The organism is Micromonospora sp. NPDC048986, assembly GCF_040649335.1.
GTDB classification, from domain to species: domain Bacteria; phylum Actinomycetota; class Actinomycetes; order Mycobacteriales; family Micromonosporaceae; genus Micromonospora; species Micromonospora alfalfae.
On record NZ_JBEZFJ010000006.1, the window covers coordinates 118,433 to 144,070 of the forward strand.

General features: G+C 70.3%; 24 protein-coding genes and 1 tRNA gene. 8 read left to right on the forward strand and 17 right to left on the reverse strand.

What is annotated here, in order from left to right; all coding sequences use genetic code 11:
- Position 1: 1 nt before the first annotated feature.
- The 8 genes from AB0B94_RS14565 to AB0B94_RS14600 all read right to left on the reverse strand — a co-directional run bounded on the left by AB0B94_RS14565 (position 2) and on the right by AB0B94_RS14600 (position 7,876).
- The gene (locus tag AB0B94_RS14565; RefSeq protein WP_238671657.1) at positions 2-913 is read right to left on the reverse strand and encodes an ABC transporter substrate-binding protein; all 912 of its coding nucleotides are present in this window, start codon (positions 911-913) and stop codon (positions 2-4) included.
- 37 nt (positions 914-950) lie between these two features.
- On the reverse strand, positions 951-1,661 hold the full coding sequence (locus AB0B94_RS14570) for an ABC transporter ATP-binding protein (RefSeq protein WP_238671658.1): 711 nt from the start codon (positions 1,659-1,661) through the stop codon (positions 951-953).
- Positions 1,651-2,442, reverse strand: a complete 792-nt coding sequence (locus AB0B94_RS14575; RefSeq protein WP_238671670.1) for an ABC transporter ATP-binding protein — start codon at positions 2,440-2,442, stop codon at positions 1,651-1,653. The genes AB0B94_RS14570 and AB0B94_RS14575 overlap by 11 nt, the downstream gene beginning before the upstream one ends.
- A gap of 46 nt (positions 2,443-2,488) precedes the next feature.
- Positions 2,489-3,598 carry a branched-chain amino acid ABC transporter permease gene (locus AB0B94_RS14580; RefSeq protein WP_091407909.1) on the reverse strand — a complete coding sequence of 370 codons (1,110 nt, stop codon included), beginning with the start codon at positions 3,596-3,598 and terminating at the stop codon, positions 2,489-2,491.
- On the reverse strand, positions 3,595-4,545 hold the full coding sequence (locus tag AB0B94_RS14585; protein ID WP_357277583.1) for a branched-chain amino acid ABC transporter permease: 951 nt from the start codon (positions 4,543-4,545) through the stop codon (positions 3,595-3,597). The genes AB0B94_RS14580 and AB0B94_RS14585 overlap by 4 nt, the downstream gene beginning before the upstream one ends.
- Positions 4,546-4,654: 109 nt before the next feature.
- Positions 4,655-5,815 carry a branched-chain amino acid ABC transporter substrate-binding protein gene (locus tag AB0B94_RS14590; protein WP_238671659.1) on the reverse strand — a complete coding sequence of 387 codons (1,161 nt, stop codon included), beginning with the start codon at positions 5,813-5,815 and terminating at the stop codon, positions 4,655-4,657.
- Between the two features lie 257 nt (positions 5,816-6,072).
- Positions 6,073-7,242 carry a hypothetical protein gene (locus tag AB0B94_RS14595; protein ID WP_357277592.1) on the reverse strand — a complete coding sequence of 390 codons (1,170 nt, stop codon included), beginning with the start codon at positions 7,240-7,242 and terminating at the stop codon, positions 6,073-6,075.
- A 13-nt stretch (positions 7,243-7,255) separates the two neighbouring features.
- The gene (locus AB0B94_RS14600) at positions 7,256-7,876 is read right to left on the reverse strand and encodes a response regulator (RefSeq protein WP_091408093.1); all 621 of its coding nucleotides are present in this window, start codon (positions 7,874-7,876) and stop codon (positions 7,256-7,258) included.
- Positions 7,877-7,981: 105 nt separating this feature from the next.
- Between AB0B94_RS14600 and AB0B94_RS14605 the strand changes: the two genes are divergently transcribed.
- The 3 genes from AB0B94_RS14605 (at position 7,982) to AB0B94_RS14615 (ending at position 9,573) form a co-directional block, all read left to right on the forward strand.
- Positions 7,982-8,058 (forward strand) — tRNA-Leu (locus tag AB0B94_RS14605).
- A gap of 359 nt (positions 8,059-8,417) precedes the next feature.
- Positions 8,418-8,840 (forward strand): hypothetical protein, encoded by a 423-nt coding sequence (locus AB0B94_RS14610; RefSeq protein WP_357277597.1) that lies wholly within the window; start codon positions 8,418-8,420, stop codon positions 8,838-8,840.
- 82 nt (positions 8,841-8,922) lie between these two features.
- The gene (locus AB0B94_RS14615; RefSeq protein ID WP_357277603.1) at positions 8,923-9,573 is read left to right on the forward strand and encodes an NAD-dependent epimerase/dehydratase family protein; all 651 of its coding nucleotides are present in this window, start codon (positions 8,923-8,925) and stop codon (positions 9,571-9,573) included.
- A 3-nt stretch (positions 9,574-9,576) separates the two neighbouring features.
- Here AB0B94_RS14615 and AB0B94_RS14620 read toward each other — a convergent pair whose 3' ends face one another.
- Positions 9,577-10,755, reverse strand: coding sequence for an aminotransferase class I/II-fold pyridoxal phosphate-dependent enzyme (locus AB0B94_RS14620; RefSeq protein WP_357277608.1), 1,179 nt, complete (start codon positions 10,753-10,755; stop codon positions 9,577-9,579).
- Between the two features lie 83 nt (positions 10,756-10,838).
- Here AB0B94_RS14620 and AB0B94_RS14625 point away from each other — a divergent pair, with 83 nt between their 5' ends.
- Both AB0B94_RS14625 and AB0B94_RS14630 read left to right on the forward strand, forming a co-directional pair.
- On the forward strand, positions 10,839-11,318 hold the full coding sequence (locus AB0B94_RS14625; protein ID WP_357277612.1) for an Lrp/AsnC family transcriptional regulator: 480 nt from the start codon (positions 10,839-10,841) through the stop codon (positions 11,316-11,318).
- A gap of 72 nt (positions 11,319-11,390) precedes the next feature.
- Positions 11,391-12,401, forward strand: a complete 1,011-nt coding sequence (locus tag AB0B94_RS14630; RefSeq protein ID WP_357277621.1) for an LLM class flavin-dependent oxidoreductase — start codon at positions 11,391-11,393, stop codon at positions 12,399-12,401.
- Between the two features lie 200 nt (positions 12,402-12,601).
- Here AB0B94_RS14630 and AB0B94_RS14635 read toward each other — a convergent pair whose 3' ends face one another.
- Positions 12,602-14,848 (reverse strand): cellulose binding domain-containing protein, encoded by a 2,247-nt coding sequence (locus AB0B94_RS14635; protein WP_357277626.1) that lies wholly within the window; start codon positions 14,846-14,848, stop codon positions 12,602-12,604.
- A gap of 257 nt (positions 14,849-15,105) precedes the next feature.
- Here AB0B94_RS14635 and AB0B94_RS14640 point away from each other — a divergent pair, with 257 nt between their 5' ends.
- A complete protein-coding gene (locus AB0B94_RS14640; RefSeq protein WP_357277633.1) occupies positions 15,106-16,545 on the forward strand; it encodes a pyridoxal-dependent decarboxylase in 1,440 nt (479 codons plus the stop codon).
- 395 nt (positions 16,546-16,940) lie between these two features.
- On the opposite strand, the gene AB0B94_RS14645 is transcribed toward AB0B94_RS14640, so the two are convergent.
- Positions 16,941-17,915, reverse strand: a complete 975-nt coding sequence (locus tag AB0B94_RS14645) for a sulfite exporter TauE/SafE family protein (protein ID WP_357278457.1) — start codon at positions 17,913-17,915, stop codon at positions 16,941-16,943.
- 265 nt (positions 17,916-18,180) lie between these two features.
- Entirely contained in the window at positions 18,181-18,645 is a 465-nt protein-coding gene (locus AB0B94_RS14650; RefSeq protein WP_091407884.1) for an Rrf2 family transcriptional regulator, read from the reverse strand.
- A 279-nt stretch (positions 18,646-18,924) separates the two neighbouring features.
- Here AB0B94_RS14650 and AB0B94_RS14655 point away from each other — a divergent pair, with 279 nt between their 5' ends.
- Positions 18,925-19,593, forward strand: coding sequence for a YceI family protein (locus tag AB0B94_RS14655; RefSeq protein WP_357277640.1), 669 nt, complete (start codon positions 18,925-18,927; stop codon positions 19,591-19,593).
- A gap of 69 nt (positions 19,594-19,662) precedes the next feature.
- On the opposite strand, the gene AB0B94_RS14660 is transcribed toward AB0B94_RS14655, so the two are convergent.
- The 4 genes from AB0B94_RS14660 to AB0B94_RS14675 form a co-directional block, all read right to left on the reverse strand.
- Positions 19,663-20,547, reverse strand: a complete 885-nt coding sequence (locus AB0B94_RS14660; RefSeq protein WP_357277645.1) for an acyl-CoA thioesterase II — start codon at positions 20,545-20,547, stop codon at positions 19,663-19,665.
- Complete coding sequence (gene pyk, locus AB0B94_RS14665; RefSeq protein ID WP_112582693.1) at positions 20,544-21,992, reverse strand: pyruvate kinase; 1,449 nt, start codon at positions 21,990-21,992, stop codon at positions 20,544-20,546. The genes AB0B94_RS14660 and pyk overlap by 4 nt, the downstream gene beginning before the upstream one ends.
- A 234-nt stretch (positions 21,993-22,226) precedes the next feature.
- Entirely contained in the window at positions 22,227-23,609 is a 1,383-nt protein-coding gene (locus tag AB0B94_RS14670) for an FAD-binding oxidoreductase (RefSeq protein WP_357277655.1), read from the reverse strand.
- 132 nt (positions 23,610-23,741) lie between these two features.
- A complete protein-coding gene (locus tag AB0B94_RS14675; protein WP_091407872.1) occupies positions 23,742-24,104 on the reverse strand; it encodes a YciI family protein in 363 nt (120 codons plus the stop codon).
- A 241-nt stretch (positions 24,105-24,345) separates the two neighbouring features.
- On the opposite strand from AB0B94_RS14675, the gene AB0B94_RS14680 reads away from it, so the two are divergent.
- Positions 24,346-25,218, forward strand: coding sequence for an aldo/keto reductase (locus AB0B94_RS14680; protein ID WP_357277668.1), 873 nt, complete (start codon positions 24,346-24,348; stop codon positions 25,216-25,218).
- A 24-nt stretch (positions 25,219-25,242) separates the two neighbouring features.
- On the opposite strand, the gene AB0B94_RS14685 is transcribed toward AB0B94_RS14680, so the two are convergent.
- A complete protein-coding gene (locus AB0B94_RS14685; RefSeq protein ID WP_357277674.1) occupies positions 25,243-25,635 on the reverse strand; it encodes a hypothetical protein in 393 nt (130 codons plus the stop codon).
- Positions 25,636-25,638: the final 3 nt, after the last annotated feature.

Sequence of the window (25,638 nt, forward strand, 5' to 3'; positions counted from 1 at the left end):
GTCAGCTGGCGGGGTTCAGCGCCGAGGAGGTGATGGCGCCGCCCTCGACGCCCCACTTCTTCAACGCGGTCTGGTACGAGCCGTCAGCGATGACCGCTTGGACGGCCTCCTTGAGCACCTCGGCGAAGGCGGTCTGGTCCTTCTTGACGGCGTAGCCGTACGGGGCGGACTCGTAGATGTCGCCGACCAGCTCCAGCGCGCCGTTGCTCTGCTTCACCGCGTACGCCCCGACCGGCGAGTCGGCCAGCATGGCGTCGTTCTTGCCGCTGAAGACCGCGGCCGTGGCGTCGCTCTGCGCCTGGTACTGGTCGATGGTGATCGCCGGCTTGCCGCCGGTGGTGCACTTCTTCGACCGGGCGGTGATGTCGTCGAACTGCACGGTGCCGGTCTGCACGGCGATCTTCTTGCCGCAGGCGTTCTCAATGTCGATCTTGGCCGCGTTGCCGGCCTTGGTCGCCCACTGGGTACCGGCGGAGAAGTAGCTCACCATGTTGACGCTCTTGAGCCGCTCGGCGTTGATCGTGAACGACGAGACACCGATCTCGTACTTGCCGGAGTCGACACCGGGCAGGATCGCGTCGAAGGGCGACGACTCGTACTCGGCCTTGAGGCCGAGCTTCTGCGCCACCGCGTTGAACAGCTCGACGTCGAAGCCGACCACCGTCTTGCCGTCGGCGTCGAGGAACTCCGCCGGGGCGTACGTCGAGTCGGTGCCGACCTTGATCACACCGTCGGCCTTGATCGCGTCGGGCACCTTCCCGGCCAGCGCCGAGTCGGCCGCCGCCGTGACGGTCGGACCGGCGCCGGGCGAGCCGCTGTTCTCCTTCTCCCCACACGCCGTCAGCGAGAGGGCGATCAGCGCCGCACTGGCGGCACCGAGCGCCGCCCGGCGGGCACCGTTGGTATTGAACATGTCTCTGCACTCCTTGCGTGAGGGGTGTGACGGCCGCTCAGGCCACGCCGAGGTATGCCTCTTTGACCGCCGGGTCGTGCAGCAGCTCGGCGCCGGTTCCGGTCTTGACGATCTTGCCGGTCTCTAGCACGTACGCCCGGTGCGCTCGGGCCAGCGCCTGCTGCGCGTTCTGCTCCACCAGCAGGACGGTGGTGCCCTGCTCGTTGATCTCCTTGATGATGTCGAAGATCTGTTGGATCAGCATCGGCGCCAACCCCATCGAGGGCTCGTCGAGCAGCAGCAGCTTGGGTCGGCTCATCAACGCCCTACCGACCGCCAGCATCTGCTGCTCGCCGCCGGAAAGGGTACCTCCGGCCTGCTTACGTCGCTCCGCCAGCCTGGGGAAGAGATCGAGCACCCGGGCCAGGTCCTCGGCGATCCCGGCGCGGTCGCGCCGGGTGTACGCCCCCATGTCCAGATTCTCGAGCACCGACATGCCGGGGAAGATCCCCCGGCCCTCGGGCGCCTGGCAGAGCCCCCGCCGGACCCGCAGGTCGGCCCGGAGCTTGGAGATGTCCTCACCGTCGAAGCGGATGCTGCCGGTGGCGATCGGCCGAATCCCGGAGATCGCCCGCATGGTGGTCGACTTCCCGGCGCCGTTGGCGCCGATCAGCGCGACGATCTCACCCTCGGCAACGGTCAGGCTGATGCCGTGCAACGCCTGGATCCGCCCGTAGAGCAGGCTCACATCGTCGATCTCAAGCAACATCGTCCGGCACCCCCAGGTACGCCGCGACCACCTTCGGGTTGTCCCGCACCTCGGCGGGCAGCCCCTCGGCGATCTTCTTTCCGAACTCCAGCACGACGATCCGGTCAGTGACGCCCATGACCAGGCGCATGTCGTGCTCGATCAGCAGCACTGTCACGCCGGTGTCCCGGACCTGCCGGATGAGCTGGAGCAGTTCCTCCTTCTCCGCCGGGTTGAAGCCAGCGGCCGGCTCGTCCAGGCAGAGCAGCACCGGATCGGTGGCCAGCGCCCGGGCGATCTCCAACCGCCGCTGCTCCCCGTAGGAGAGGTTGCGGGCGAACTCGTGCAGCCGGTGCCGGATGCCGACGAACTCCAGCAGCCGCTCGGCCTTCTCCCGACCCTCGCGCTCCTCGCGCCGGTGCCGGGGCAACCGGAACAGAGCGGACAGCACACTGGTCTTGTGGTGCGCGTCCGCGCCGACCTGGACGTTCTCCAGGGCGGTCATCTCCGGGAACAGGCGGATGTTCTGGAACGTCCGGGCCATACCCAGTTGGGTGATCTGGTGGCGCTTCTTCCCGCTGATCTTGCCGCCACGGAACCGGATCTCACCCTTGGTGGGCTGGTAGATGCCGGTCATCGCGTTGAAGCAGGTGGTCTTGCCAGCGCCGTTCGGGCCGATCAGCCCGAGGATCTCCCCCTTGTAGAGGGTGAAGTTGACGTTGTCGAGCGCGACCACGCCGCCGAAGCGCAGCGTGACGCCGTCGACCTCCAGCAGCGGCTCCCGGCTGGGGACCGCCTCCATCGCGGGCGCGCCGGCCTGCGCCGGAACAGCCGGCGTCTGATCGGTGTCACTCACCGACGATCACCTCCTTGCGACGGTCTTTGAACTCCGCCGCCCGTCGTCGGTTCGGAATCAGGCCTTCCGGCCGGAAGATCATCATCACCACGAGGACCAGACCGAAGATCAGGAACCGGTACTCGTACAGCTCCACGCCGAACAGCTCGATGCCGCGGAACCGCTCGATCATGTACGCCACCAGGCCACCACCGACGATCGCGCCGACGATGTTCCCCGAACCACCGAAGATCACCGCCGCCAGGATGATGATCGAGTTGAGCAGCTCGAAGTTCTGCGAGTTGACGAAGTTCTGCTTACCGGCGAAGAGCGCGCCGGCCAGACCGGCGATCGCGGCACCCGAGGCGAACGCCCAGAGCTTGAACTTGAACGTCGGCACACCCATCAGCTGCGCGGCGTCCTCGTCCTCCCGGATCGAGATCCAGGCCCGACCGACCCGGCTGTGCGTCAGGTTCCGCACACCGATCACCACCAGGATGATCAGCGTGAGCACCAGCCAGTAGTACGGCCGGGCGTCCAGCACGCCGAAGAACGGCTTGCCGTCGGCGTACTTGCCGGGCGGGTGCGGGATCTGGTTGAAACCCCGCTGGCCCTTGAGGAACTCCGAGCTGACCGCGGCGATCCGGATCATCTCGGCGAAGCCGAGCGTCACGATCGCCAGGTAGTCACCGCGCAGACGCAGCGTCGGCGTACCGAGCATCACACCCGAGAGCATTGTCAGCCCGATCGCCAGCGGCACCACGAGCAGCCACGGCCAGAGCGTCTTGAGGTTGCTGCTCGGCGAGGTCAGCACCGCGACGGTGTACGCGCCGACGGCGAAGAAGCCGAAGTAGCCCAGGTCGAGCAGGCCGGCGAAACCGACCACGATGTTCAACCCGACGGCCAGCAGCACGTAGATCGAGACGGTGAACAGCACCTGTGTGAAGTTCGCACCAGGGGTCGGGATCGGCCCGAGATACTGGTAGAACTCCCGGTTCGGCAGCGCGTAGAAGAACGCGATCACCGCGACCAGCAACGCCCAACGCACCCAGCGCGGCGCCCCGCGCCACCGTTCTCCGGCCGCCTCGCGGCCGGAGCGCACCCTCTCCAGGACGGTCGTCATGCCCGTGCCCTCCCCAGCGATTCGCCCAGCAGACCGGTAGGCCGGAACATCAGCAGCACCACCAACACCGCGAAGGCAGCGAAGTCCTTCCACTGACTGCCGAACAGACCGGCGGCGTAGTTCTCCACCACGCCCAGCAGCAGGCCACCGATCAGCGCGCCGCGCAGGTTGCCGATACCACCCAGCACCGCGGCGGTGAAGGCCTTGAGCCCCAGCAGGAAGCCGACGCTGTAGGTCAGGGTCTGGATCCGCACGTCGTAGAGCAGACCGGCCACGCCGGCCATGGAACCACCGGTGATGAAGACCATCAGGATGATCCGGTCCTTGTTCACGCCCATCAGCGCGGCGGTGTTGGCGTCCTGGGCCACGGCCCGGATGCCCCGGCCGGTACGGCTGCGGTTGATGAAGAGGTCCAGCAGGACCATCATCACTAGCGCCGCGCCAATCGTCAGCAGCTGCACCGAGTCGATCGGCACACCGAAGAGGTGGAACAGCGGCTTGCTGCTCACCAGACTGGGCGCGCCCTCGGGCAGTCGGCGGGTCCAGATGCCGAAGGCCTCGGAGATCGCGATAGAGGCGCCGATCGCGGTGATCAGGAAGGCCAGGGGCGGGGCGTTGCGCTTACGCAACGGCCGGTACGCCACCCGCTCGATCACCGTCGCCGTGCCCGCCGAAGCGATGGCGGCGACGATCATCGCCACCAGCAGGTAGAACAGGATCGATCCAACCCCGCTGACCTGTGAGTTCTGGTCGAGTCCAAAGCCGTTCCAGGTCCAGATCGCCGCGAACGCGCCGGCGATGAAGACCTCGGAGTGAGCGAAGTTGATGAGTCTCAGCACGCCGTAGACCAGCGTGTAGCCGAGCGCGACCAGGGCGTAGATCGCGCCCTGCGTCAGGCCGGTCGTGGTGAGTTCCCCGAAGTTGGAGAACAGTCCATTGAAGTCCAAGGGAGGGACGCTCCATCACGTCTGGAGAGAAAATTGGGGTGCGGCCGGGAGCGAGCAGCTCCCGGCCGCACCCGCGATCACAACTCAATCGCCGAAGCAGCGACCAACATCAGGACTTCGGGATCTCCTGGTCCGGGACAACCTTGCCGCCGGTGACCTTGAAGGCCCAGACCTTGACCTGAGCCGGGTCCAGCTCGCCGGTCTCGGTGAACTTGTAGCTCGCCGCGACACCCTCGCCGCTGTAGCCCTTCACGAACTCCAGCAGGCCCTCACGGGTGGTCTTGCCAGCCTTGATACCGGCCAGCAGGATGTTCGCCGCGTCGTAGGCGGTGTCGCTGTAGGTGCCGGGGTCGGTGCCGTTGAGCGCCTTGAACTCCTGCACGAAGGTGCCCCGGGCCTCAGCGGCCGGCTGGCACGGGCAGGTGAGGATGGTGCCCTCGGCCGCCGCCTGACCAGCGGAGGTGATGTACGCGCCGTCGTTGACGCCGTCGCCAGCGACCAGCGGCGCGGTGACCCCGGCAGCGGTGAGCTGCTTACGGATCAGGCCGGCCTCCTGGTAGTAACCGCCGTAGAAGATCGCCTTCACGTTGGCGGCCTTGACCTTGGTGACCACGCCGGAGAACTCGGTCTGCTTGCCCTCGCCCTGGACCTTGTCCGAGCCGACAACCGCCGAGCCGAGCAGCTTCTTGACCTCGTCGGCCAGGCCGGCACCGTACGCGGACTGGTCGTCGATGACGTAGACCTTGTCGGCCTTCATCACGTTCTTCATGTAGTTGCCGGCCGCCGGGCCCTGGCTGAAGTCGTTGCCGACCGCGCGGAAGAAGGTCTTCCACTTCTGCTCGGCCAGGCTCGGCCGGGTGGCGGACGGGGTGATGGTCACCAGGCCGGCCTCGTTGAACAGCGGGCCGGCAGCCTCGGACTCACCCGAGTAGGCCGGGCCGACGACGCCGAGGATCTTGGTGTCGTCGATCGCCTTCTGCGCCAGACCAGGTGCCTGGTCCGGGCTGCCCTGCGAGTCCAGGGAGGCCAGCTCGACCTTGCAGTCGGCGTTTTCCTTGTTGTACTTGTCGACGGCGAGCTTGACACCGTTGTTCTCGTTGATGCCGAGCGCGGCCGAGCTGCCGGTCAGCGCGCCGAAGAATGCGATCTTGCTGCCGCAGGCGTCACCGCCCCCGCCTGCCGCATCGTCGCCACTGGAGCATGCGGTTCCGCCGGCGACGAGCGCCACCATGGCGACCCCACCGATAACGCGCGCGAGCTTTTGCCTCAAGGCCCGAACCCTCCTCGTCCCATGGTCCGAACCACCCGCTGGCTATTGGCCCTTGCGGGGGGCGGACGAACCAGACCGTCGTCGCCGGTCTGGGGCCGGACGTTATCCCACCGTGGAGCTGTGACGTAAGCCCCAAGCGAGCGGGTTGACCGAACCGTTACACGCCGTGGCCGATTGGAAACGATCCCTGTAAGAACTTTCGGTCGTGAAGCATTTTCACCTTCGTTTCGTCAGCACCGCCATCAGGCTGCCGCCAGCTACCGATCAAGGTCTGACACTCCCGCCCACCAGGCACGCGACGTTTTCCCATCGTCCGTGACCAACAGCAGTCGATCTCCCGTCGAGGCCACCGCGACCGCGGTGTCTCCGCTGTCCGGTACTGGCCGCGGCATGATCATCGGCCGCCATGACTCGCCCACATCGACCGAGAGCCACAGTGTGTGACGGTCCCCGTCCCTCGCCACCGCCACCAATCCCTGCCCGACGGCCACCAGCCCGGCCGCCGACGCCACACCTGGTCCGGCCGCCCCGAATCTCCCCGCCGGCCGCCAGCCCTGCGTGGTCAGCCGCCAACTGCCGAAGCCAGCCCGCACCGGCCCGACCGCCACCGGCACGTCGCCAAGCACCGCCACCCGCTGCGCCTGCCCCCACCCGTCCCCCATCGGCAGGGCGGCCCGCTGCCAGCTCCGGCCGTCCGTCGAGGACCAGGCCAGCGGCGCCAGCGCGGTACCCCCGGGCGGCAGCAGCGCACCCACCATCAGCCAGCCCGACGGCACGGCGACCGCGTCGTACGCCGCCGTCCGCCCCCGCTCGTCAGCGGCCAACTCCGGTGCGCCGTCCACCAGCGCGAACCCGGCCGCGTCCGGGGAGATCCAAACCGCCGCACCGTCGATCCGACTACCGGCGATCAACCAGCCCTGCGGCCCCGCCGCCAGCCGGGCCACGGTGACCGCGCGCGGCCCGGCGTACCGCTCGAAGGGCGCGTCCACCTCGTGCAGCGTGCCGTCCGACGTCTGCCTCCAGGTGCCGGTGCGAGGATTGCCGTGCGCGCCCCCGCTCTTCGCCCCGACCGCCGCCAGCCGTCCGTCCCGGCAGGCCGCCGCGGAGAGCACGTGCTGCTGGCCGTAGAACGTCACTGGCGCCGTCGGCAGCGGCACCCAGGAATTGGCGTCGGAGCTGCTCCAGGCGGCCGGGCGGGTCTCCCCGGCCAGATCGACCACGCCGCCGACCACGTACCACCGGCCGGCACAGGCGGTGGCGTCGCGCGGCACCGCTCGACCCGGCACGCCCGGCGGGTCCGGCAGGACCACCGACTGCCAGGCCGGCCGGACCGGTAGCGGCTCCGCACAGTCGGGACAGGCCGAGGCCTCACAGGCGGCCACCAGCACGGCGAGAACGCCGAGCACCGCCCCCACCCGCCGCAGCATGGATCGATGCCGGTCAGGGCGCCGGGAGGGTCACCTCGCCGCCAGCGGTCTCCGCGAGGATCCGCTCGGCAACCTCTTTCATGGTCATCCGGTGGTCCATCGCCGTGCGCTGGATCCACTTGAACGCCTGCGGCTCGGTCATCCCGTACGTGGTCATCAGCGCGCCCTTGGCGCGCTCCACCGACTTACGGATCTCCAGGCGGTCGGTCAGGCTCGCGACCTCCGCCTCCAGGGCCGCGACCTCCGAGTAACGCGAGAGCGCGATCTCCACCGCCGGGACCAGGTCGCTCTTCTGGAAGGGCTTCACCAGGTACGCCATCGCGCCGGCCGCCCGCGCCCGCTCCACCAGATCACGCTGGCTGAACGCGGTCAGAATGATCACCGGGGCGATCCGGGCACCGGCGATGCGCTCGGCGGCGGCCAGCCCGTCCATGATCGGCATCTTGATGTCGAGGATGACGAGGTCGGGCTTCAGCTCCTCGGCGAGGCGTACGGCTGTCTCGCCGTCACCGGCCTCCCCCACCACCTCGTAACCCTCTTCGACGAGCATCTCGGCGAGGTCCAGCCGGATCAGCGCCTCGTCCTCGGCGATCAGTACGCGCCTACGCTCGGCATCCGTCGGCGTCTCAGCCACCAGCCCTACCCCCACCAGTCATAAGCCGACACCAACCCGACCGGGTGTCGCCGCCCTCAGCGTAGTAGGTAACCTATGGGAGGCCACCAGAGCATTCGGCCAAGCGTCCCCGTATTCCAACCGGCAGAGAAGCGGAGCTCAAACCTCCGACAGTGTGGGTTCGAATCCCACCGGGGGCACCAAAAGTGTCGTACGGCTGTTCCAAAATCGTCGTGTGCATCCACCTGAGCTACGCATTCGTGCGCGGCAGCAGCACCTCGCCGGCAGCACGGTCGCCGAGGTTGCCAGACGTCTGAGACTTCCCTACCCAACCGTCCGAGGCTGGTGCAGGGGGCAGGCTGAGCCACAACAGCAGGGCACCGAGTCCCGCTGCTTCCGCTGCCGGCCCAACGTCAACATTCAGACAGAGCCGTCTTCATACCTATACCTGCTTGGCCTCTACCTGGGCGACGGTCATCTCGTCACGTCCACCCGGGTCCCGGTGCTTCGCATCGCTTGCAGCGACAGCTGGCCAGGCCTGATCGAGGCCTGTGACGCTGCTATGCGAGCGGTGCTCGCCGCGAGGGTGCAGCGCGTCCAGCAGGTCGGCTGCGTCAGCGTGCAAAGTTCCGGCAAGCACTGGCCCTGCCTGTTGCCTCAGCACGGCCCAGGCAAGAAGCACGAGCGACCGATCATCCTGGCCGACTGGCAGCGCGAACTCGTTGCCGCGCACCCGGACGACTTCCTGCGCGGGCTGTTCCACTCCGACGGCTGTCGGTTCGCCAACCGGGTGACGGTGCGCGGCAAGGCTTACGTCTACCCGCGCTACATGTTCGTCAACGAGTCGGCCGACATCATGGGGCTCTGCCAGTGGAGCCTCGACCTGCTCGGCGTCACCTGGCGGATGAATCGACGCAACTCGCTGTCGGTGGCGCGACGCGACGCCGTCGCCACGCTGGACCGGCACGTCGGCCCCAAGTCCTGACCGTCACCCCCGGATCACGCCGACCGTGGGAGCCTGGCTGACGATCAGGGCGAAACGCTGGCGGCGACAGGGGTGGGATCTGATGCGGGTGGTTGTCTTCGGTGCGACCGGGATGGTCGGTCAGGGTGTGTTGCGCGAGTGCCTGCTCGCCGAGGATGTGCGGGAGGTGCTCACCGTCGGTCGGCGGCCGACCGGTGCGCGGGATCCGAAGCTGCGGGAGCTGACCGTCGCGGACGTGGGCGAGTTGGAAGCGGTGCGGGCCGAGTTGACGGGTGTCGACGCGTGTTTCTACTGCCTGGGGGTGTCCTCGCTGGGTCTGGACGAGGCCGCGTACACCCGGGTCAGCTACGACTACCCCCTCGCCGCGGCGCGGTTGTTCGCGCAGGTGAGCCCGCAGGTCACCTTCGTCTACGTCTCGGGGCAGGGGACCGACTCGTCGGGTCGGGGTCGGGTGATGTGGGCGCGGGTCAAGGGTCGCGCCGAGAACGCGATCATGGATCTGCTGCCCAACGGTTACGCGGCGCGGCCGGGCTTCATCCAGCCGACGTACGGGGCGGTGTCGAAGACGCGGTGGTACCGGTTCGGCTACGCGGTCACCAGGCCGCTGTTTCCGGTGCTGCGTCGGTTGCTGCCGAATCAGGTCACCACCACCGACGGGATCGGTCGGGCCATGCTGCGGGTGGCCCGGCAGGGTTCGCCGGTGCGGGTGCTGGGCAACCGCGAGCTGCGCTGAGGGTCAGGCGATCGCGTCGAGGGCGTGGGCCAGGTCGGCGCGCAGGTCTTCGGGGTCTTCGAGGCCGACCGAGAGGCGCAGCAGTGCGGCTGCGGGTTTGGCGTCGCCCTCGACCGGCCGGTGGGTGAGTGAGGCGGGGTGCTGGATGAGGGTGTCCACGCCGCCGAGGGACACCGCGTGGGTGATGAGGCGGCAGGCGCCGGTGACGGCGGCCGCGGCCGGCGCGCCGCCGCGTACCTCGAAGGCGAGCAGGCTGCCGGGTCCGGACATCTGCCGCCCGACCAGTGCCGCCGGGTCGTGCACCGAGGGGTGGTGCACCCGCTGTACGCAAGGATGGTCGGCGAGCCAACCGGCGAGCTTCTCGGCGCTGGCCTGTTGGGCGCGGACCCGCAGCGGCAGGGTTTGCAGGCCGCGGTGCAGCAGGTAGCCGCCGAGGGGGTGCAGGATCGCGCCGGTGACCGCGCGGACCTGGCGTAGGCGTACGGCCCAGGTGTCGTCGCAGGCGACGACGCCGGCGAGGACGTCGCCGTGTCCGCCGATGCTCTTGGTGGCGCTGTGCAGGACGAGGGTGGCGCCGTGCCGGGCTGGTTGTTGCAGTACGGGGGTGGCGACGGTGTTGTCGACAAGCAGTGGGATGTCGCCGGCAGCGGCGGCGAGGGCGGCGATGTCGACCAGGTCGACTGTGGGGTTGGCAGGTGTCTCGACGATGACCAGCGCGGTGTCGGGGCGGATGGCGGCGGCGACCTCGTCGGGGCGCGCCCAGGTGACTGTGGTGCCGAGCAGGCCGGTGGCGAGGACGTGGTCGGTGCCGCCGTAGAGGGGTCGGACAGCGACGACGTGTCGGCGGTCGGCGCGGGCGGCGGCGAGCAGTGTGGCGGTGAGGGCGGCCATTCCGCTGGCGAAGGCGACGGCCTGGGCGGTGCCCTCCAACTCGGCGAGGGCGGTTTCGAAGCGGGCGACGGTGGGGTTCCAGAGCCGTTGGTAGACGGCGCTGCCGTCGGCGGGCAGGGTTCCGCCGGTGGCGAGCTGCTCGTACGCGGCACCGCCGTCGTCGACTGAGGGCAGCGGGTTGGTGGTCGACAGGTCGATGGGTGGTACGTGCACGCCGAGGGTGCGGAGGTCGTCGCGACCCGCGTGTACGGCCCGGGTGTCCATCGTTGTCATCGCCGTAGGGTCGAACATCCGGCGGCCAGAGGGCAACGGTTCGGCAGATGATTCTGCAAAACCGGTTGGTTTCCGTGTTGAGTTCGGGCGAGGATGGCGCAATGCCCCCTGAGCCGAATGATCTGCGGCCGTACCCGGCCCTGGATGAGGTGGACCGCGCGATCCTGACCGAACTGGCGGCGGACGGCAGGTTGCCGAACAATGCGCTCGCCGAGCGGGTGGGTGTGGCGCCGTCGACGTGCCTGACGCGTACCCGGGCGCTGCGCGAGCGCGGCGCGATCCGTGGTTTTCACGCCGAGGTGGATCCGGCGGCGCTCGGCCTGCCGTTGCAGGCGTTGGTGTCGGTGCGGTTGACAGCGCACGAGCGGGCGGCGGTGGACGCGTTCCGGGCCCGGTCGGTGCGGCTGCCGGGGGTGGTGTCGGTGTTCCACGTGGCGGGCGCCGAGGACTACGTGCTGCATGTGCGGGCGGCGTCCGGCGACTCGTTGCGGGACTTCGTGCTGGACCACCTGGCGGTGGACCCGGTGGTGCAGCACACGCAGACCAGTCTGATTTTCGAGCAGGCGCGTGGGATGGGCTGAGCGCCGGGTGAGGTGGCCGACGAAAACCCGCATGTTGGAACAAAGCCGGTCGGTGACGGGTTGGCTGACCGTGTGATCACCGTACCGTTGTCTGTTCTTGATCTTGCCCCGGTCGCCAAGGGCACCACCGCTGGCGCGGCGTTGCAGGCCACCACCGAGTTGGCACGCCGCACCGAGGAGTTGGGCTACCACCGGTTCTGGGTGGCCGAGCACCACAACATGCCAGCGATCGCCAGCTCCGCCCCCGCGGTGCTGCTGGCGCACCTGGCGGCGAACACCTCGACGATCCGGCTGGGGTCGGGCGGGGTGATGCTGCCCAATCACGCGCCACTGGTGGTGGCCGAGCAGTTCGGCACCCTGGAGGCGCTGCACCCCGGTCGGATCGACCTGGGTATCGGGCGGGCGCCGGGCACCGACCAGGTGACCGCGCTGGCGTTGCGGCGCACCATGGAGGGCCTGTCGGCGGAGGGTTTCCCGCGCGAGCTGACGGACCTGATGAACTACTTCAGCGGGGAGAAGCCGGGGCAGATCATCGCCACGCCGGGCCGCGGTGAGCAGCCGGCCGTGTGGCTGTTGGGCTCCAGCGGTTTCAGCGCCCAGCTCGCCGGCCTGCTCGGTCTGCCGTTCTCCTTCGCGCACCACTTCAGCTCGCAGAACACCCTGCCGGCGTTGGCCCTGTACCGGCAGAACTTCCGCCCGTCGCAGTGGCTGGACAAGCCGTACGCGATGGTGGCGGTCAACGCGGTGTGCGCGGAGACCGACGAGCGGGCCGAGTGGCTGGCCGGGCCGAGCGCGTTGTCGTTCCTGAAGTTGCGTTCCGGGCGACCGGAGCCGCTGTCCACGCCCGACGAGGCGGCGGCCTACCCGTACTCGGAGATCGAGCGGGAGTTCGTCGTGTCGCGCCGTGACGGCCAGGCGATGGGCTCGCCGGAGACGGTACGTCGGCAGCTGACCGACCTGGTGGAGCGCACCGGCGCGGACGAGCTGATGCTGACCACGCTGGTCTACGACGTGCAGGACCGGGTGCGGTCGTACGAATTGATCGCCGAGCAGGTGGCGGGCGGTCTGCGCCGGAGCGCGTGAAACACGATCTTCACGTCAGCGTCACCCCGCCGACCCGGACGGTGCCTAATGTTGGTGCCGGTGGTGGTACGGCATTCCCGGTCGGGACGGGTTGGGAATGCCGCGGTGTGGCGCACCGGGCCGGAGCTGAGCGGATTCCGCGGCTGCGGCCCGGTGCCTGCCACCCTAGGCGACCCCGCTCGGGACCGCCAGGGGTTGCATCAACGTAGGTGGATGTCCGGCGTCGGTGGGGTGCCCATTGCGTTGCCGATGAAGAACCCCGGGTGCGGCGGCTGGTTGTAGGCGGTGTTCTGCCAGGCGATCGCCACCCGATACTGCGGGTCGTGCATCAGGGTGTAGATCCGGGTGCTGGTCGGCGTGGGTGTGCTGTAGATGCGCAGCGCCCGGCTGTCGGTGGTCCGCCAGATCACCTCCTCGCGCCAGTCGCCCAGGATGTCGCCGGAGAGCGCCGGCGTCGACTTGGTGCCGTTGTTGGACGCCACCCCGCTGCCGTCGAGCAGCCGGGTCTCACCGCCGGTGCCGTACTTGTCGATCTTCGTGCCGTCGAGCAGTTCGCGCACCGGGTCGCCGTCCCACCAGGCGAGGAAGTTGGCCGAGGACGGCTTGCGCCCGACATTCTGCCCCCTGGTGTTCGCCAGTCCGGCGACCGCTGACGACCACGACTCCGCGCCAGGGCTGCCCGCCCAGATGTCCGCGGAGACGCCCCGGCCGTTGTCGCCCGACGCCGGGGTGGACCAGAGGACCTGACCGGTCCGGGCGTCAGCGAAATAGGAGCTGGGCTTGCTGCCGTCCTCGTCGACCTTGAACACCTCCAGGCCGGCACGGCCCGGGTCCAGGTCGCCGACGTGCATGGCGTCGCCGTGGCCGTTGCCAGTCGAGTGCAGCAGCCGGCCGTTGTCGTCGATGGTGGCGGCCCCGTACACGATCTCCTGGCGACCGTCGGCGTCGACGTCGGCGACGGAGAGCTGGTGGTTGCCCTGACCAGCGGCGGCGCCGTTGCCGGAGGAGTTCGAGTCGAACGTCCAGCGCTTGGTCAGCGCGCCGTTGCGGAAGTCCCAGGCCGCGATCACCGCGCGGGTGTAGTAACCCCGGGCCATGATCAGCGAGGGGCGTTGTCCGTCCAGATACGCGGTGCCGGCGAGGAACCGGTCCACCCGGTTGCCGTACGAGTCACCCCAGGACGACACGGTGCCGCGCGGCGGGTCGTAGTTGACTGTGGAGGCGATCGCGCCGGTCTGCCCGTTGAACATGGTCAGGTACTCCGGACCGGACAGCACGTAGCCGCTGGAGTTGCGGTAGTCCGCCGACGACGAGCCGATCAGCTGACCGGTGCCGGAGCGGGTGCCGTCGGCGGTCTTCATGGCCACCTCGGCGCGGCCGTCGCCGTCGTAGTCGTACACCTGGAACTGGGTGTAGTGGGCGCCGGCCCGGATGTTGCGGCCCAGGTCGATCCGCCACAACCGGGTGCCGGTGAGGGTGTAGGCGTCGACGTAGACGTTGCCGGTGTAGCCGGACTGGGAGTTGTCCTTGGCGTTCGACGGCTCCCACTTGAGCACGATCTCGTAGCTGCCGTCGCCGTTGAGGTCACCGACCGAGGCGTCGCTCGCGCTGTACGAGTAGCTCTCCCCGCTCGGGGTGCTGCCCCCGGCCGGGACCTGCAACGGCACGTCCAGGTAACCCGCGCCGAACTGCAACGCCGGTGGTGACGCCGCCTGCTCGGCGTCGCCCACCACGGCCCGCACGGTGTACGCGGAGCCGGCCGCCGCGCCGCTGTCGAGGTAGTTGGTGGCACCGGTGATCGGGCTGGCGTTGACCTTGGTGGAACCCCGGTACAGGTTGAACGACACCCCTGAGGTCTCAGTGCCGAGCAGCCGCCAGGAGACCAGGTTGCCGCTGCCGGAGCGGACGCTGACCAGCCCCCTGTCCAGCTTCTCCATCTGCACCACCCCGGCCGACGGCGGAGGCGTGGTCGGGGGTGGGGTCGTCGGCGGTGGGGTCGTCGGCGGTGGGGTGGTCGGCTCGTCGGTGGGTGGGGCGCCGGTGCAGGTGGTGCCGTTGAGCGCGAAGCTGGCCGGCACCGGGTTGCTGCCGGTCCACGAACCGTTGAAGCCGAACGAGGCGCTGCCGTTCGTGGCGATGGCGGTGTTGTGGTCGACGTTGCGCGCTGTCACCTGGGCGCCGGACTGGGTGACGGCGGCGTTCCACGCCTGGGTGACCTGCTGGCCCGCGGCGTACGACCAGGTGACGGCCCACCCGTTGACCGGGTCGCCGAGGTTGGTGACTGTGACGTTGGCGCCGAAGCCGCCCTGCCACTGGTTGGTGATCTGATAGTCGATCCGGCAGCCGACGGCGGCGGCCGAGGCGACGACCGTGCCGAGGGTGCCGGCCACCACCGTGGCCGCCGTCGTGGCGGCGAGCAGGATCAGCCGATGTCTGGACGGGTGCATGCACTGCCTCCGGGATCCGGTGATGATCGCTACGACCCACCGGCCCTGCCCGGGAAGCACAGTGGACCAACCCACCGCGACGGCGGTGCGACGGCGGTGGACGGCGATCTGATCGGGGTGAAACGCCCTGGAACTCACGGATCCGACTCACCGCGCATCGTAAGGCAAGCGCTTTCCGGTCTGCAACATCGACCACCATCGCTCAACAGTGGATACCGCCCTTGCCTCGGTGATCGATGCCTGATCAACTCGTTCAGGTGAGCGCTCACCACATGGACCCCGCCGAATTCCGTCGCGCCGGCCACGCCGTCGTCGACTGGATCGCCGACTACTGGGCGACAGTGGAGCAACGCCCGGTCGCCCCGGCCGACCCGCCGGGCACGGTGTCCGCCGCCCTGCCCAGCGAACCCCCCACCACCGGCGGCGAACCGGTCGAGGCGATCCTCGCCGACCTGGACTCGATCGTCGTACCGGGGCTGACCCACTGGCAGCACCCGGGCTTCTTCGGCTACTTCCCCGGCAACACCTCCGGCCCGAGCGTGCTCGGGGACCTGGTCAGCTCCGGGCTCGGCGTCCAGGGGATGCTCTGGGCCTCCAGCCCCGCCTGCACCGAACTGGAGACGGTGATGATGGACTGGCTGGCCCACCTGCTGGACCTGCCACCGCGGTTCCGCTCGACCAGCACCGGCGGTGGGGTCATCCAGGACTCGGCCTCCTCGGCGACGCTCGTGGCCACCCTGACCGCACTGCAACGGGCCAGCGGCGGCCGCTGGCGGCACACCGGCATCGACCGGCGCTACCGCGCCTACACCTCCGTGCACGGGCACTCGTCCATCGAGAAGGCGGCACGGATCGCCGGACTGGGCAGCGACGGGATCCGGTCGATCGAGGTCGACCCGGACACCCAGGCGATGCTGCCGGACGCCCTGCGAGCCGCCATCGAGGCCGACCTGGCCGCCGGTGACGTGCCGGCCATCGTGGTGGCAACCATCGGCACCACCTCCACCACCGCCGTCGACCCACTGCCGGAGATCGGGGCCATCTGCGCCGAGTACGGGATCTGGCTGCACGTGGACGCCGCGTACGCGGGATCCGCCGCCGTCTGCCCCGAACTCCGGTGGACGCACGCCGGCCTGGAGTACGCCGACTCCTACTGCTTCGACCCGCACAAGTGGCTGCTCACCGGCTTCGACTGCGACGCGTTCTGGGTGGCCGACCGGGCCGAACTGATCGAGGCGCTGACCGTACTGCCGGAGTTCCTGCGCAACGCGGCCTCCGAATCCGGTGCGGTGATCGACTACCGGGACTGGCAGGTCCCGCTGGGCCGGCGATTCCGGTCCCTGAAGCTGTGGTTCGTGCTGCGCTGGTACGGCGCCGAAGGGCTACGGGCGCACATCCGCTCCGGGGTGGCGCTGGCCTCGCGGTTCGCCGAGCGGGTCCGCGCCGACGACCGGTTCGAGTTGGCCGCGGCGCACCCGTTCTCACTGGTCTGCTTCCGACTGCGCGCCGACGACGACACCAACGCGACGTTGCTGGCCTCGGCGAACGCCACCGGGCGGGTCCACCTGACGCACACCCGGGTCACCGGCCGCTACACGCTGCGGCTGGCGGTCGGCTCACCCCAGACCACCGAAGCGCACATCGACGAAGCCTGGGCCCTGCTCTCCGAGGCGGCCACCACACTGCTCACCCCCTAACCCGCCGCCCCGCCGTTCCCCTGCGGCTCCGCGCCCCCGCGCCCCCGCGCCCCCGCGCCCCCGCGCCCCCGCGCCCCCGCGCCGAGATCGGCACACCTTTCCGGACGTTGCCACCTCCGACGCGCGGGCGACAGCAACATCCCCGATATCGCGCGAATCTTGACGACGAACACCGTGTCCGACCGACCGGGGGCAGGGCTCAGTGCGCCCACCGTCGCCAAGGTCACGCTCGATCCTGGATGTAGTGGCTTCGACGAACCGGGATACCACTACATCCAGGATGTAGCGCGATCTTGGTGACGCAGCCCGGGCGATGGAGACCGGGGCGCGGCAGGCGCGTGGGTGGGTGAGCTCAACCCGGGGGGGGTCAGCGGGGGGTGGGCGTCACCCGGGGGTCAGCGGTGGGTGGGCGTAGCCGTTGCGGCCAGATCGGCCGGGGCCTCGCCGGCGGACGCCCCGTCGGATGCCTCGGCGGGCACACCGGCGGCGGGAGCGGTGGCGACGGCCCCGGCGCGGCGGGTACGGCGTAGGGCACGGACGGCGAACACCAGGGCGGCCAGCCAGCCGGCGGCGAGCAGGGCGTACAGGGCGGGTCGGGCCGGACCGTCCAGTTCGGCGGAGCGGATCAGGGTGCGGGCGTTGGTCAGCACGATCACGCCGCCGACTGCCGCGCCGAGCAGTTGGGCGGGCACGATTCGCACCAGCCAGGCGGCCAGTGGGGCGGCGATGAGGCCGCCGATGAGCAGCGCGGCGACGGTGGGGAGCAGGAATCCCTCCGAGCCCAACCCGATCAGGAAACCGATGCTGGCCGCGCCGGCCACGACGAACTCGGCGGTGTCCACGGAGCCGATCACCTTGCGGGGTTCCATGCGGCCGGAGACCAGCAGCGCGGGGGTGGCCACCGGACCCCATCCGCCGCCGCCGGTGGCGTCGACGAAGCCGGCGACCAAGCCCAGGGGGCCGAGGAAACGACCGCGGAGCCGTCCGCCGACCCGGTCGGTGCGCAGTGGGCGGGCGAAGCGGATCAGGAGGTACGCGCCGAGCGTGAAGAGGATACCGGCCATCCACGGTGCGGCGGCCTCGGTGGAGATCGAGCTGAGCAGAGTGGCGCCGGCGAAGGCGCCGACAGCGCCGGGTAGGGCGATGCGGGTCACCACCCGCCAGTCGACGTTGCCGAACCGCCAGTGCGCGACCCCGGCGGCGAGCGTGGTGCCGATCTCGGCCAGGTGCACCGAGGCCGAGGCTGCGGCCGGGGCGACCCCGGCGACCAGCAGCAGTGTGGACGAGGTCAAGCCGTATGCCATGCCGAGCGAACCATCGATCAGTTGCGCGACGAGCCCGACCAGAGCGAGGACCAACAGCTTGCGCACGAGCGCCCCCAGACTTTTCGGCATCTCCTATCGACTTGGTCGACAATGCGGGATGGGGCAGCCGGGGTCAAGCCCCCGATCGGTGGATGGGACGCGAACGGGCGGTGCGCCGGGTCAGCGACCAGGCGGCGCGGGCCGGGAACCGAGCGCGGCAATCCAGGCGCGCAGGGCCAGGGGCCAGGCGACGCCAGGCCGGAAACCTGGTCGGCGTGCGGACCCAGGCGAAGAAGGCCGCGACCAGGTGGCGGGGGGAGCCGACCGGCGCTCAGATCCAGGCGCGCGGGTCGGCGGCCAGCTCGGTGACCCGCGCGGGCAGAGTGCCGGCGGCGACGTCGGCGACGCTGACCAGTTCCAGGATCTCCCGCTCGCTGGCCCGTAGCGCGATCCAGACTTCCTGGAGGGCGTGTGCCGGACCGTGGTAGCCGAGCTGCTCGGGGCGTTGCCCGCGTACGTGGGCGAGGGGCCCATCGATCACCCGGATGACCTCGGCGAGGGAGATCTCCTCGGCGGGGCGGGCCAGCCAGTAACCGCCCTCCGGGCCGCGCTGGGCGTGCACGATGCCGCCCCGGCGCAGTTGGAGAAGGATGCTCTCCAGAAACTTCGGCGGGATCTCCTGGGCGCGGGCGATCTGGTCTGCCGTCACCGGCCGACCGCGCCCGGGGCCGCTGGCCGTCGCGGCAAGCTCGGCGGCCGCACGGAGGGCGTAGTCGACCCGAGCGGAGAGGCGCATGTCGGCAAGGTTAGTCGCTGGTCAACCGGGCGGGCGGGCGGCCCTCGGCCGATCGGCCACGCATCGATGGAAAGTAGCGCCGCCGGCACCCGACCGGGACCGGTGAACGGTCGCCGGAAGGGACCGGTGAAGTACGTCATGATCCACCGCACGGTGGCGGCCGAAATGCCGGTCCGGAGCGTCCCTATGCTGGGCGTGAGTACGAATGTCTGGCCGTTTACCCGGCCGCCAGCACCATATTGATAAACACCCGGGTGCGCTCGGGGGGAAGGCAACACGATGACCGATATCGCCACACGCACCTGGGACGGCATGACCATCCCGGTGGCCGGCTCCTATCTTCTCGATCAGGCGCACAAGCGGATCGGTTTCCTGTCCCGGCACATGATGGTGAGCCCGGTGCGCGGTGAGTTCGCCGAGGCCACGGCGGAGATCTTCGTGGCGGAGGACCCGCTGCTCTCCTCGGTGACGGCCACCATCATGTCGGCCAGCATCACCACCGGAAGCGTCGACCGGGACACGCATCTGAAGAGTGCCGACTTCCTCGACGTGGAGCGTTTTCCCACCCTCGAATATCGAAGCACCGGCATTAGGTGGCAGGGCAACGAGGACCCCATATTCCAGTGGGCGCGTCTGCGCAACCACCGGCTGGGCGGACGAGGCCGAAGTCACATTGTTCCGCCGCAGTCCGACGGTATTCCCGGACGATTCGTCCTGACCGGTGAGTTGACAGTGAAGGGGATCACCCGGGCCGTCGACCTGGAGGTGAATTTTGGTGGTGCTCGTCAGGATCCGTACGGGCAGAACATCTTCGGGTTCAGCGCGACGGCCGAGATGAACCGTGAGGACTACGGCCTGCTCTGGAATGTCGTCCTGGAGAGCGGCGGGGTGCTGGTCGGCAAGACCGTGCAGATCGAGATCGCCGGCGAGGCCATCTACCAGGCCTGAAGCACGTCATCCCCGCCAGCCGCCTGGCGGGGACGAGCGACGGTCAAGCGGCGGAGATGAGCCAGAGCGTCAGGCGCCGACGCGGCGCAGCAGACCCTCCTGGACGGCGCTGGCGATCTGCTGGCCGTCAGTGGTGAACATCCGGCCGGTGGCCAGCCCGCGCGCGCCGGACGCCGATGGGCTCAGGCAGTCGTAGAGGAACCACTCGTCGGCCCGGAACGGCCGGTGGAACCACAGCGCGTGGTCCAGGCTCGCGCCGACCAACCCGCCCGGACCCCACACCTCGCCGTGCGCGGAGAGGACCGAGTCCAGCAGGGTGAGGTCCGAGGCGTAGGTGAGCGCGCAGGCGTGCAGCAGGGGGTCGTCGGGCAGTTTGCCGTCGATGCGCATCCAGACGCGCTGGTGCGGGTCGGCCGGCCGGTCGCCGGGGCGGACCCAGCCGGGCTCGCCCACGTAGCGCACGTCGATCGGTCGTGGGATCTGACCCCAGATGCCCAGCCGCTCCGGGTAGCGGGAGAGCCGGTCGGTCATCGTCGGCACGTCCTGCGGCGGTGGTACGTCCAGCGGGGCCGGGGCCTGGTGGTCCAGGCCCTCCTCGGCCCGCTGGAACGACGCCGACATGAAGAAGATCGGCTTGCCGTGTTGGAGGGCCACCGCGCGCCGGACCGAGAAGGACCGGCCGTCGCGGATGTTCTCCACCTCGTACGCGATCGGTTCGACAGGGTCGCCGGGGCGGACGAAGTAGCCGTGCAGCGAGTGCACGAACCGCTCCGGGTCGACGGTGCGGCCGGCGGCGACCAGGGCCTGACCGGCGACCTGACCGCCGTACACCCGTTGTGGGCCGACCGGGGGGCTCATCCCCCGGAAGGTCATGTCGCCGGTCGGGTCGAGGTCCAGCACTTCCAGCAGCTGGTCCACCGCCGCCTGGCCGACCGCGACCCGACCGTCGCTCACTGCAGGGCCCGCGCCGACGCGGCGTCGACCAGTGAGCCGAGCTGGTGTACGCGCAGCGTGTTGGTCGAGCCGGGGGTGCCGGGCGGGCTACCCGCCACGATCACCACGTAGTCACCGGGGTTGGCCCGGTCGAGGCCGAGCAGCGCCTGGTCGACCTGGCGGAACATGTCGTCGGTGTGCTGCACGAACGGCATCAGGAAGGTCTCCACGCCCCAGGTGAGGGCGAGCTGGTCGCGCACCTCGGGCACCGGCGTGAAGGCCAGCAGCGGCAGGTCGCAGTGCAGGCGGGACAGCCGTCGCACGGTGTCGCCCGTCTGCGAGAACGCGACGAGCGCCTTGGCGTTGATGGCCCGGGCGATCGACGAGGCGGCCACGGTGAGGGCGCCACCGTGGGTACGCGGGTCGTGCTGCAGGCGCGGCACCCCGATGGAACCGGCCTCGGTGGTCGTCACGATCTTGGCCATGGTGCTGACAGTGAGCACCGGATACTTGCCGACGCTGGTCTCGCCGGAGAGCATCACCGCGTCCGCGCCGTCGAGCACCGCGTTGGCGACGTCGGAGGCCTCCGCCCGGGTCGGGCGGGAGTTCTCGATCATGGAGTCGAGCATCTGGGTGGCCACGATGACGGGCTTGGCGTTCTCCCGGCACAGCTGCACGGCGCGCTTCTGCACCAGCGGGACCTCGTCCAGCGGCATCTCGACACCGAGGTCACCGCGGGCGACCATGACGCCGTCGAAGGCCAGCACGATGGCCTCCAGGTGCTCCACCGCCTCCGGCTTCTCGACCTTGGCGAGCACCGGCCGGAACACGCCCTCCTCGGCCATGATCCCGTGCACGAGCTTGATGTCCTCGGCCGAGCGGACGAAGGAGAGCGCCACCAGGTCGACACCGAGCCCCAGGGAGAAGCGCAGGTCCTCGGCGTCCTTGTCCGACATGGCGGGCACACTGACCGCCACGTTGGGCAGCGACACGCCCTTGTTGTTGGAGACCGGACCGCCCTCGGTGACGAGGCAGCGGATGTCGTTGCCGGTGACGTCGGTGACCTCGACGGCGACCCGACCGTCGTCGATCAGCAGCCGGTCACCGGGCTTCACCTCCTGCGGCAGCTTGCGGTAGGTGCAGGAGACCCGCTCCTTGGTGCCGATGACGTCGTCGCCGGTGATGACGACGGAGTCACCGGTGCGCCACTCGTGCGGGCCGTCGGCGAACCGACCGAGCCGGATCTTGGGGCCTTGCAGGTCGGCGAGGACGGCGACCGGCTTACCTGTTGCCTCCGACGCCTCCCGGACCAGTCGGTAGACCGCCTCGTGGTCGGCGTGGCTGCCGTGGCTGAAGTTGAGCCTCGCCACGTTCATGCCGGCCTCGACGAGACCCCGGATGCGCTCCGGGGACGAGGTGGCGGGACCAAGAGTGCAGACGATCTTCGCGCGGCGTGTCACGCCCATCAGGCTAGTCTCTCCTTCAGGTCGGACTCGGGGCCGACCCCTTGCAGGCAGCGGAACAGGTGTCCAACGACGCGCGGTGCGCGTCGGGCCGGCGGGCGGAACCGCACCGGGAACGTTGTGGCGACGGGCATCAGCGACCGCGCGCCGGGAATCGTACGCCTCCGTCGGCGTGCGCTGTCGGGGTGCTCCCGGCGGCGGCCCACTCCGAGTGCCCCGACGGCGGTCGGCGGCGGCTCATTCCGGATGTCCCGAGGGTGGCAGGGTGGGCACCGCGTGCAGCAGGTCGCGGGGGTCGTAGTGGCGCTTGGCCCGGCGTAGCCGCTCCCAGTTCGCGCCGTAGGCGAGCCGGACCCGGTCGGTCTCCTCGGGGGCGAGCAGGTTGGGGTAACCACCGGGCAGGGCGCGCGGGGCGAGCGCCGCCGAGGTCCGCTCGGCCCACTCGCGGTGCGGACCGGCCTGGTCGCCGGGCGCCCACACCGCGATGATCTCGGCCATCAGGTGATCGGTGCGCAGCCCGAACGCCGTGTCGGCCCGTCGGACCCGGCTGGCCGCGCCGTGGAAGTGGTGCACTGCCAGCGCGGAGAACGGCGAGGTGACCTGCCGGGCCGCGTCGACGAGCGTGTCCACCGTGCCGTCGGTGAGCGCTGGCAACCACCGGGTCCGCAGCAGGTAGTGGTTGCCGTCGACCATCCCACCGTCGAACATCCGCAGCGCGTCCGCGTACGGCAGCGGGCCGATCTGGTCGACCAGCGGGCTGCCCAGCGCGCGCAGCCGGTCCATCCACGGCCTCCCGGCGTCCAGGTCGGGGCCGCTGTAGAACGGGCAGACGAAGATCACCGGCTCGCCGGCCGGGCCGGGCAGGAAGCCGGTCATCACCGTCAGCTCGTCCGGGGCCTCGGCGACCAGCGCGCCGTAGCCGCGCAGCACAGCCGGTGCCTCGGAGAGCGCGAACATGATCATGCCGGCCAGCACGCCGGGCAGCCGGTGCGCGCGGAAGCGCAGCTCGGTGACGATGCCGAGGTTGCCACCGCCGCCGCGCAGCGCCCAGTACAGCTCGGCGTCGTGCCGGAGGTCGGCGGTGACCCGGCGGCCGTCGGCGAGAACCACCTCCGCGCCGAGCAGGCTGTCCACCGCCAGACCGAACCGACCGCACAGTGGGCCGTACCCGCCGGCCAGGGTGAGCCCGGCCATCCCCACGCCGCCAACCGTGCCGGTGGGCACCACCAGCTCGTAGGGGCGGGCCGCGGCGAGCAGCTCGGCCGCCGTGACGCCGCCACCGATGGTCACAGTGGCCGCGTCGGGGTCGACCTCGACGGCGCGCAGCCCGGTCAGGTCGAGCGCCAGAGCACCGTTGCGCAGCGCCCGGCCGGCCCAGTCGTGCCCGCCGGAGCGGACCGAGATCGGCAGGTGGCACCGGGCGGCGACGCGGACCGCCTCGGCCACCTCGGCGGAGTCCCGGCACTGGGCGACCAGCGCGGGCGTGCGCGCCACCGCGCCGTTCCAGAGTCGGGTGGTGGCGGCGTAACCGGGATCGCCCGGCTCGTGCAGCCGGTCGCCGAGCAGGGCCCGCAGTCGGGCGGCGGCTGACGCGGCATCGGGGGTGGCGGCGGAGATCATGGCGACTCCTCGACCGGGGCCGACCCACGACACCGGGTACGCCCCGGCGGCGGCCCGCGCTGGGCGCGACCGTAGCACCGGCGGGCGGGTGAGCGCCGTCGCCATCACGACAGCCACCGATGGACCGGCGGCTCAGCTACCCGCTTTGACCAGCGGAAACTCCAGGGAACCGGCCGGGCAGAGGAAGGTCAGCACCTCCACCCGGTAGAGCCCGGCCTGCACCGCCGGGTCGGCCTCCAGCACGCTGCGGACATCGTCGACGCTGCCGGTGCGGGCCAGCCCGAAACCGATCGGCGGGTCCGGCTCGCGCGCCGGCCCGTCCACCGAGCCGGCGACCAGGACGATGCCGCGGCGCTGCAACGCCTGCATGTGTTCGGCGTGCTCGGCCTGCAACCGCTGCACGGTCTCCGCGGGCAGGGCCCGCCCGGCCGCGCCGGGATAGATCACGATGCACTCGTACGTGTCGAGCGCGAAGTTGACCTGCGGCACTCCCATCGGTGCTCCCCTCGCCGTCGCGCCGGAACGCACCGGCTCCGGCCAGCGTCGCACGGCCACCCCGGTCGTACCGGGCGCTCCCGCCAACTCGGGTCGGCGCGCTGACGGCGTGTCCGCGCCCACAGTCGGCAGACCGGCGGCATGGCTGCCGGGTTCCGGGGGATGATCCATCGGTGGCGGGTGGGCATTTCACGCCCGCGCTGTCCACGCCCGCCACGACGAGACGATTGGGGATCGGGCAATGGCGACAAACATCAGTGAGCAGCCCGCGAAGGCGTCCGGCACGTACCGGATCGGTGGCGATGTCACAGTCAACCGGCTCGGCTACGGGGCCATGCAGATCACCGGCCCGGGTGTCTGGGGTGACCCGAAGGACCCGGCCGAGGCGGTTCGCGTGCTGCGCCGTGCGGTCGAGCTGGGCGTGACGTTCATCGACACCGCAGACTCGTACGGGCCGTTCGTGTCGGAGTTGCTGATCCGGGAGGCGCTGCACCCGTACGCCGATGACCTGGTGATCGCGACGAAGGGCGGGTTCACCCGATCCGGGCCGGGCGACTGGCGGGTGGTGGGCCGCCCGGAGTACCTGCGTCAGCAGTGCGAGCTGAGCCTGCGCCACCTCCGTCTGGACAGCATTCCGCTGTACCAGCTGCACCGGATCGACCCGAAGGTGCCGCTCGCCGATCAGCTCGGTGAGCTGGCCCTGCTGCGGGAGGAAGGCAAGATCCAGCACATCGGGCTGTCCGAGGTCAGCGTCGCGCAGATCGAGCAGTCCCAGGCGATCACCACTATCGCGTCCGTGCAGAACCTGTACAACCTGGCCAACCGCAGCGCCGAGGACGTGCTGGAGTTCTGCGAGCGCAACGATCTCGCGTTCATCCCGTGGTTCCCGATCGCGACCGGCGAGTTGGCCCGACCGGGCGGTCCACTGGACGCCATCTCCACCGCGCACGGCGCGTCACCCGCGCAGCTCGCGTTGGCCTGGCTGCTGCGCCGCTCGCCGGTGATGCTGCCGATTCCCGGCACGTCCTCGGTGGCGCACCTGGAGGAGAACGTGGGCGCCGCCGATGTGCGACTCACCGACGACGAGTTCGAGGCGCTCGCCAAGGCGAGCTGACCCAGCGTTCCGGGCGCCGTCGGGTCACCCGGCGGCGTCCGGGCCCGGCTCTCGGGCGGCGCGCAGCGCCTCGGTCGCCTGGGCCAGCAGGCGAGCGGAGTCGGTCCGCCCGCTCACCTGCAACTCCACTTCGGTGTCTCCGGCCTGGATCCGGATGCTGGCCTCGGTGCGCTGCTGGTCCACCCAGGACTGGAGCAGGTTGAACAGCCCGGGAAGCAGCCCCTGGGCGAGCACCGCGATGATCACCGCGTCACTGAATCCCGGCCGGCCCCCGCCGCCGCCGGCCGGGCGGACTCCCGCCCGGTACTCGGGGCGGCGGTGGATCCAGGTCAGCAGATCGACCGACGGAGGCTGGCGCTGCCGGGGGCTGATGGTCAGCCGGACGGGCAGCCGGGCTGCGGTGTCGCTGTCGGTCACGGT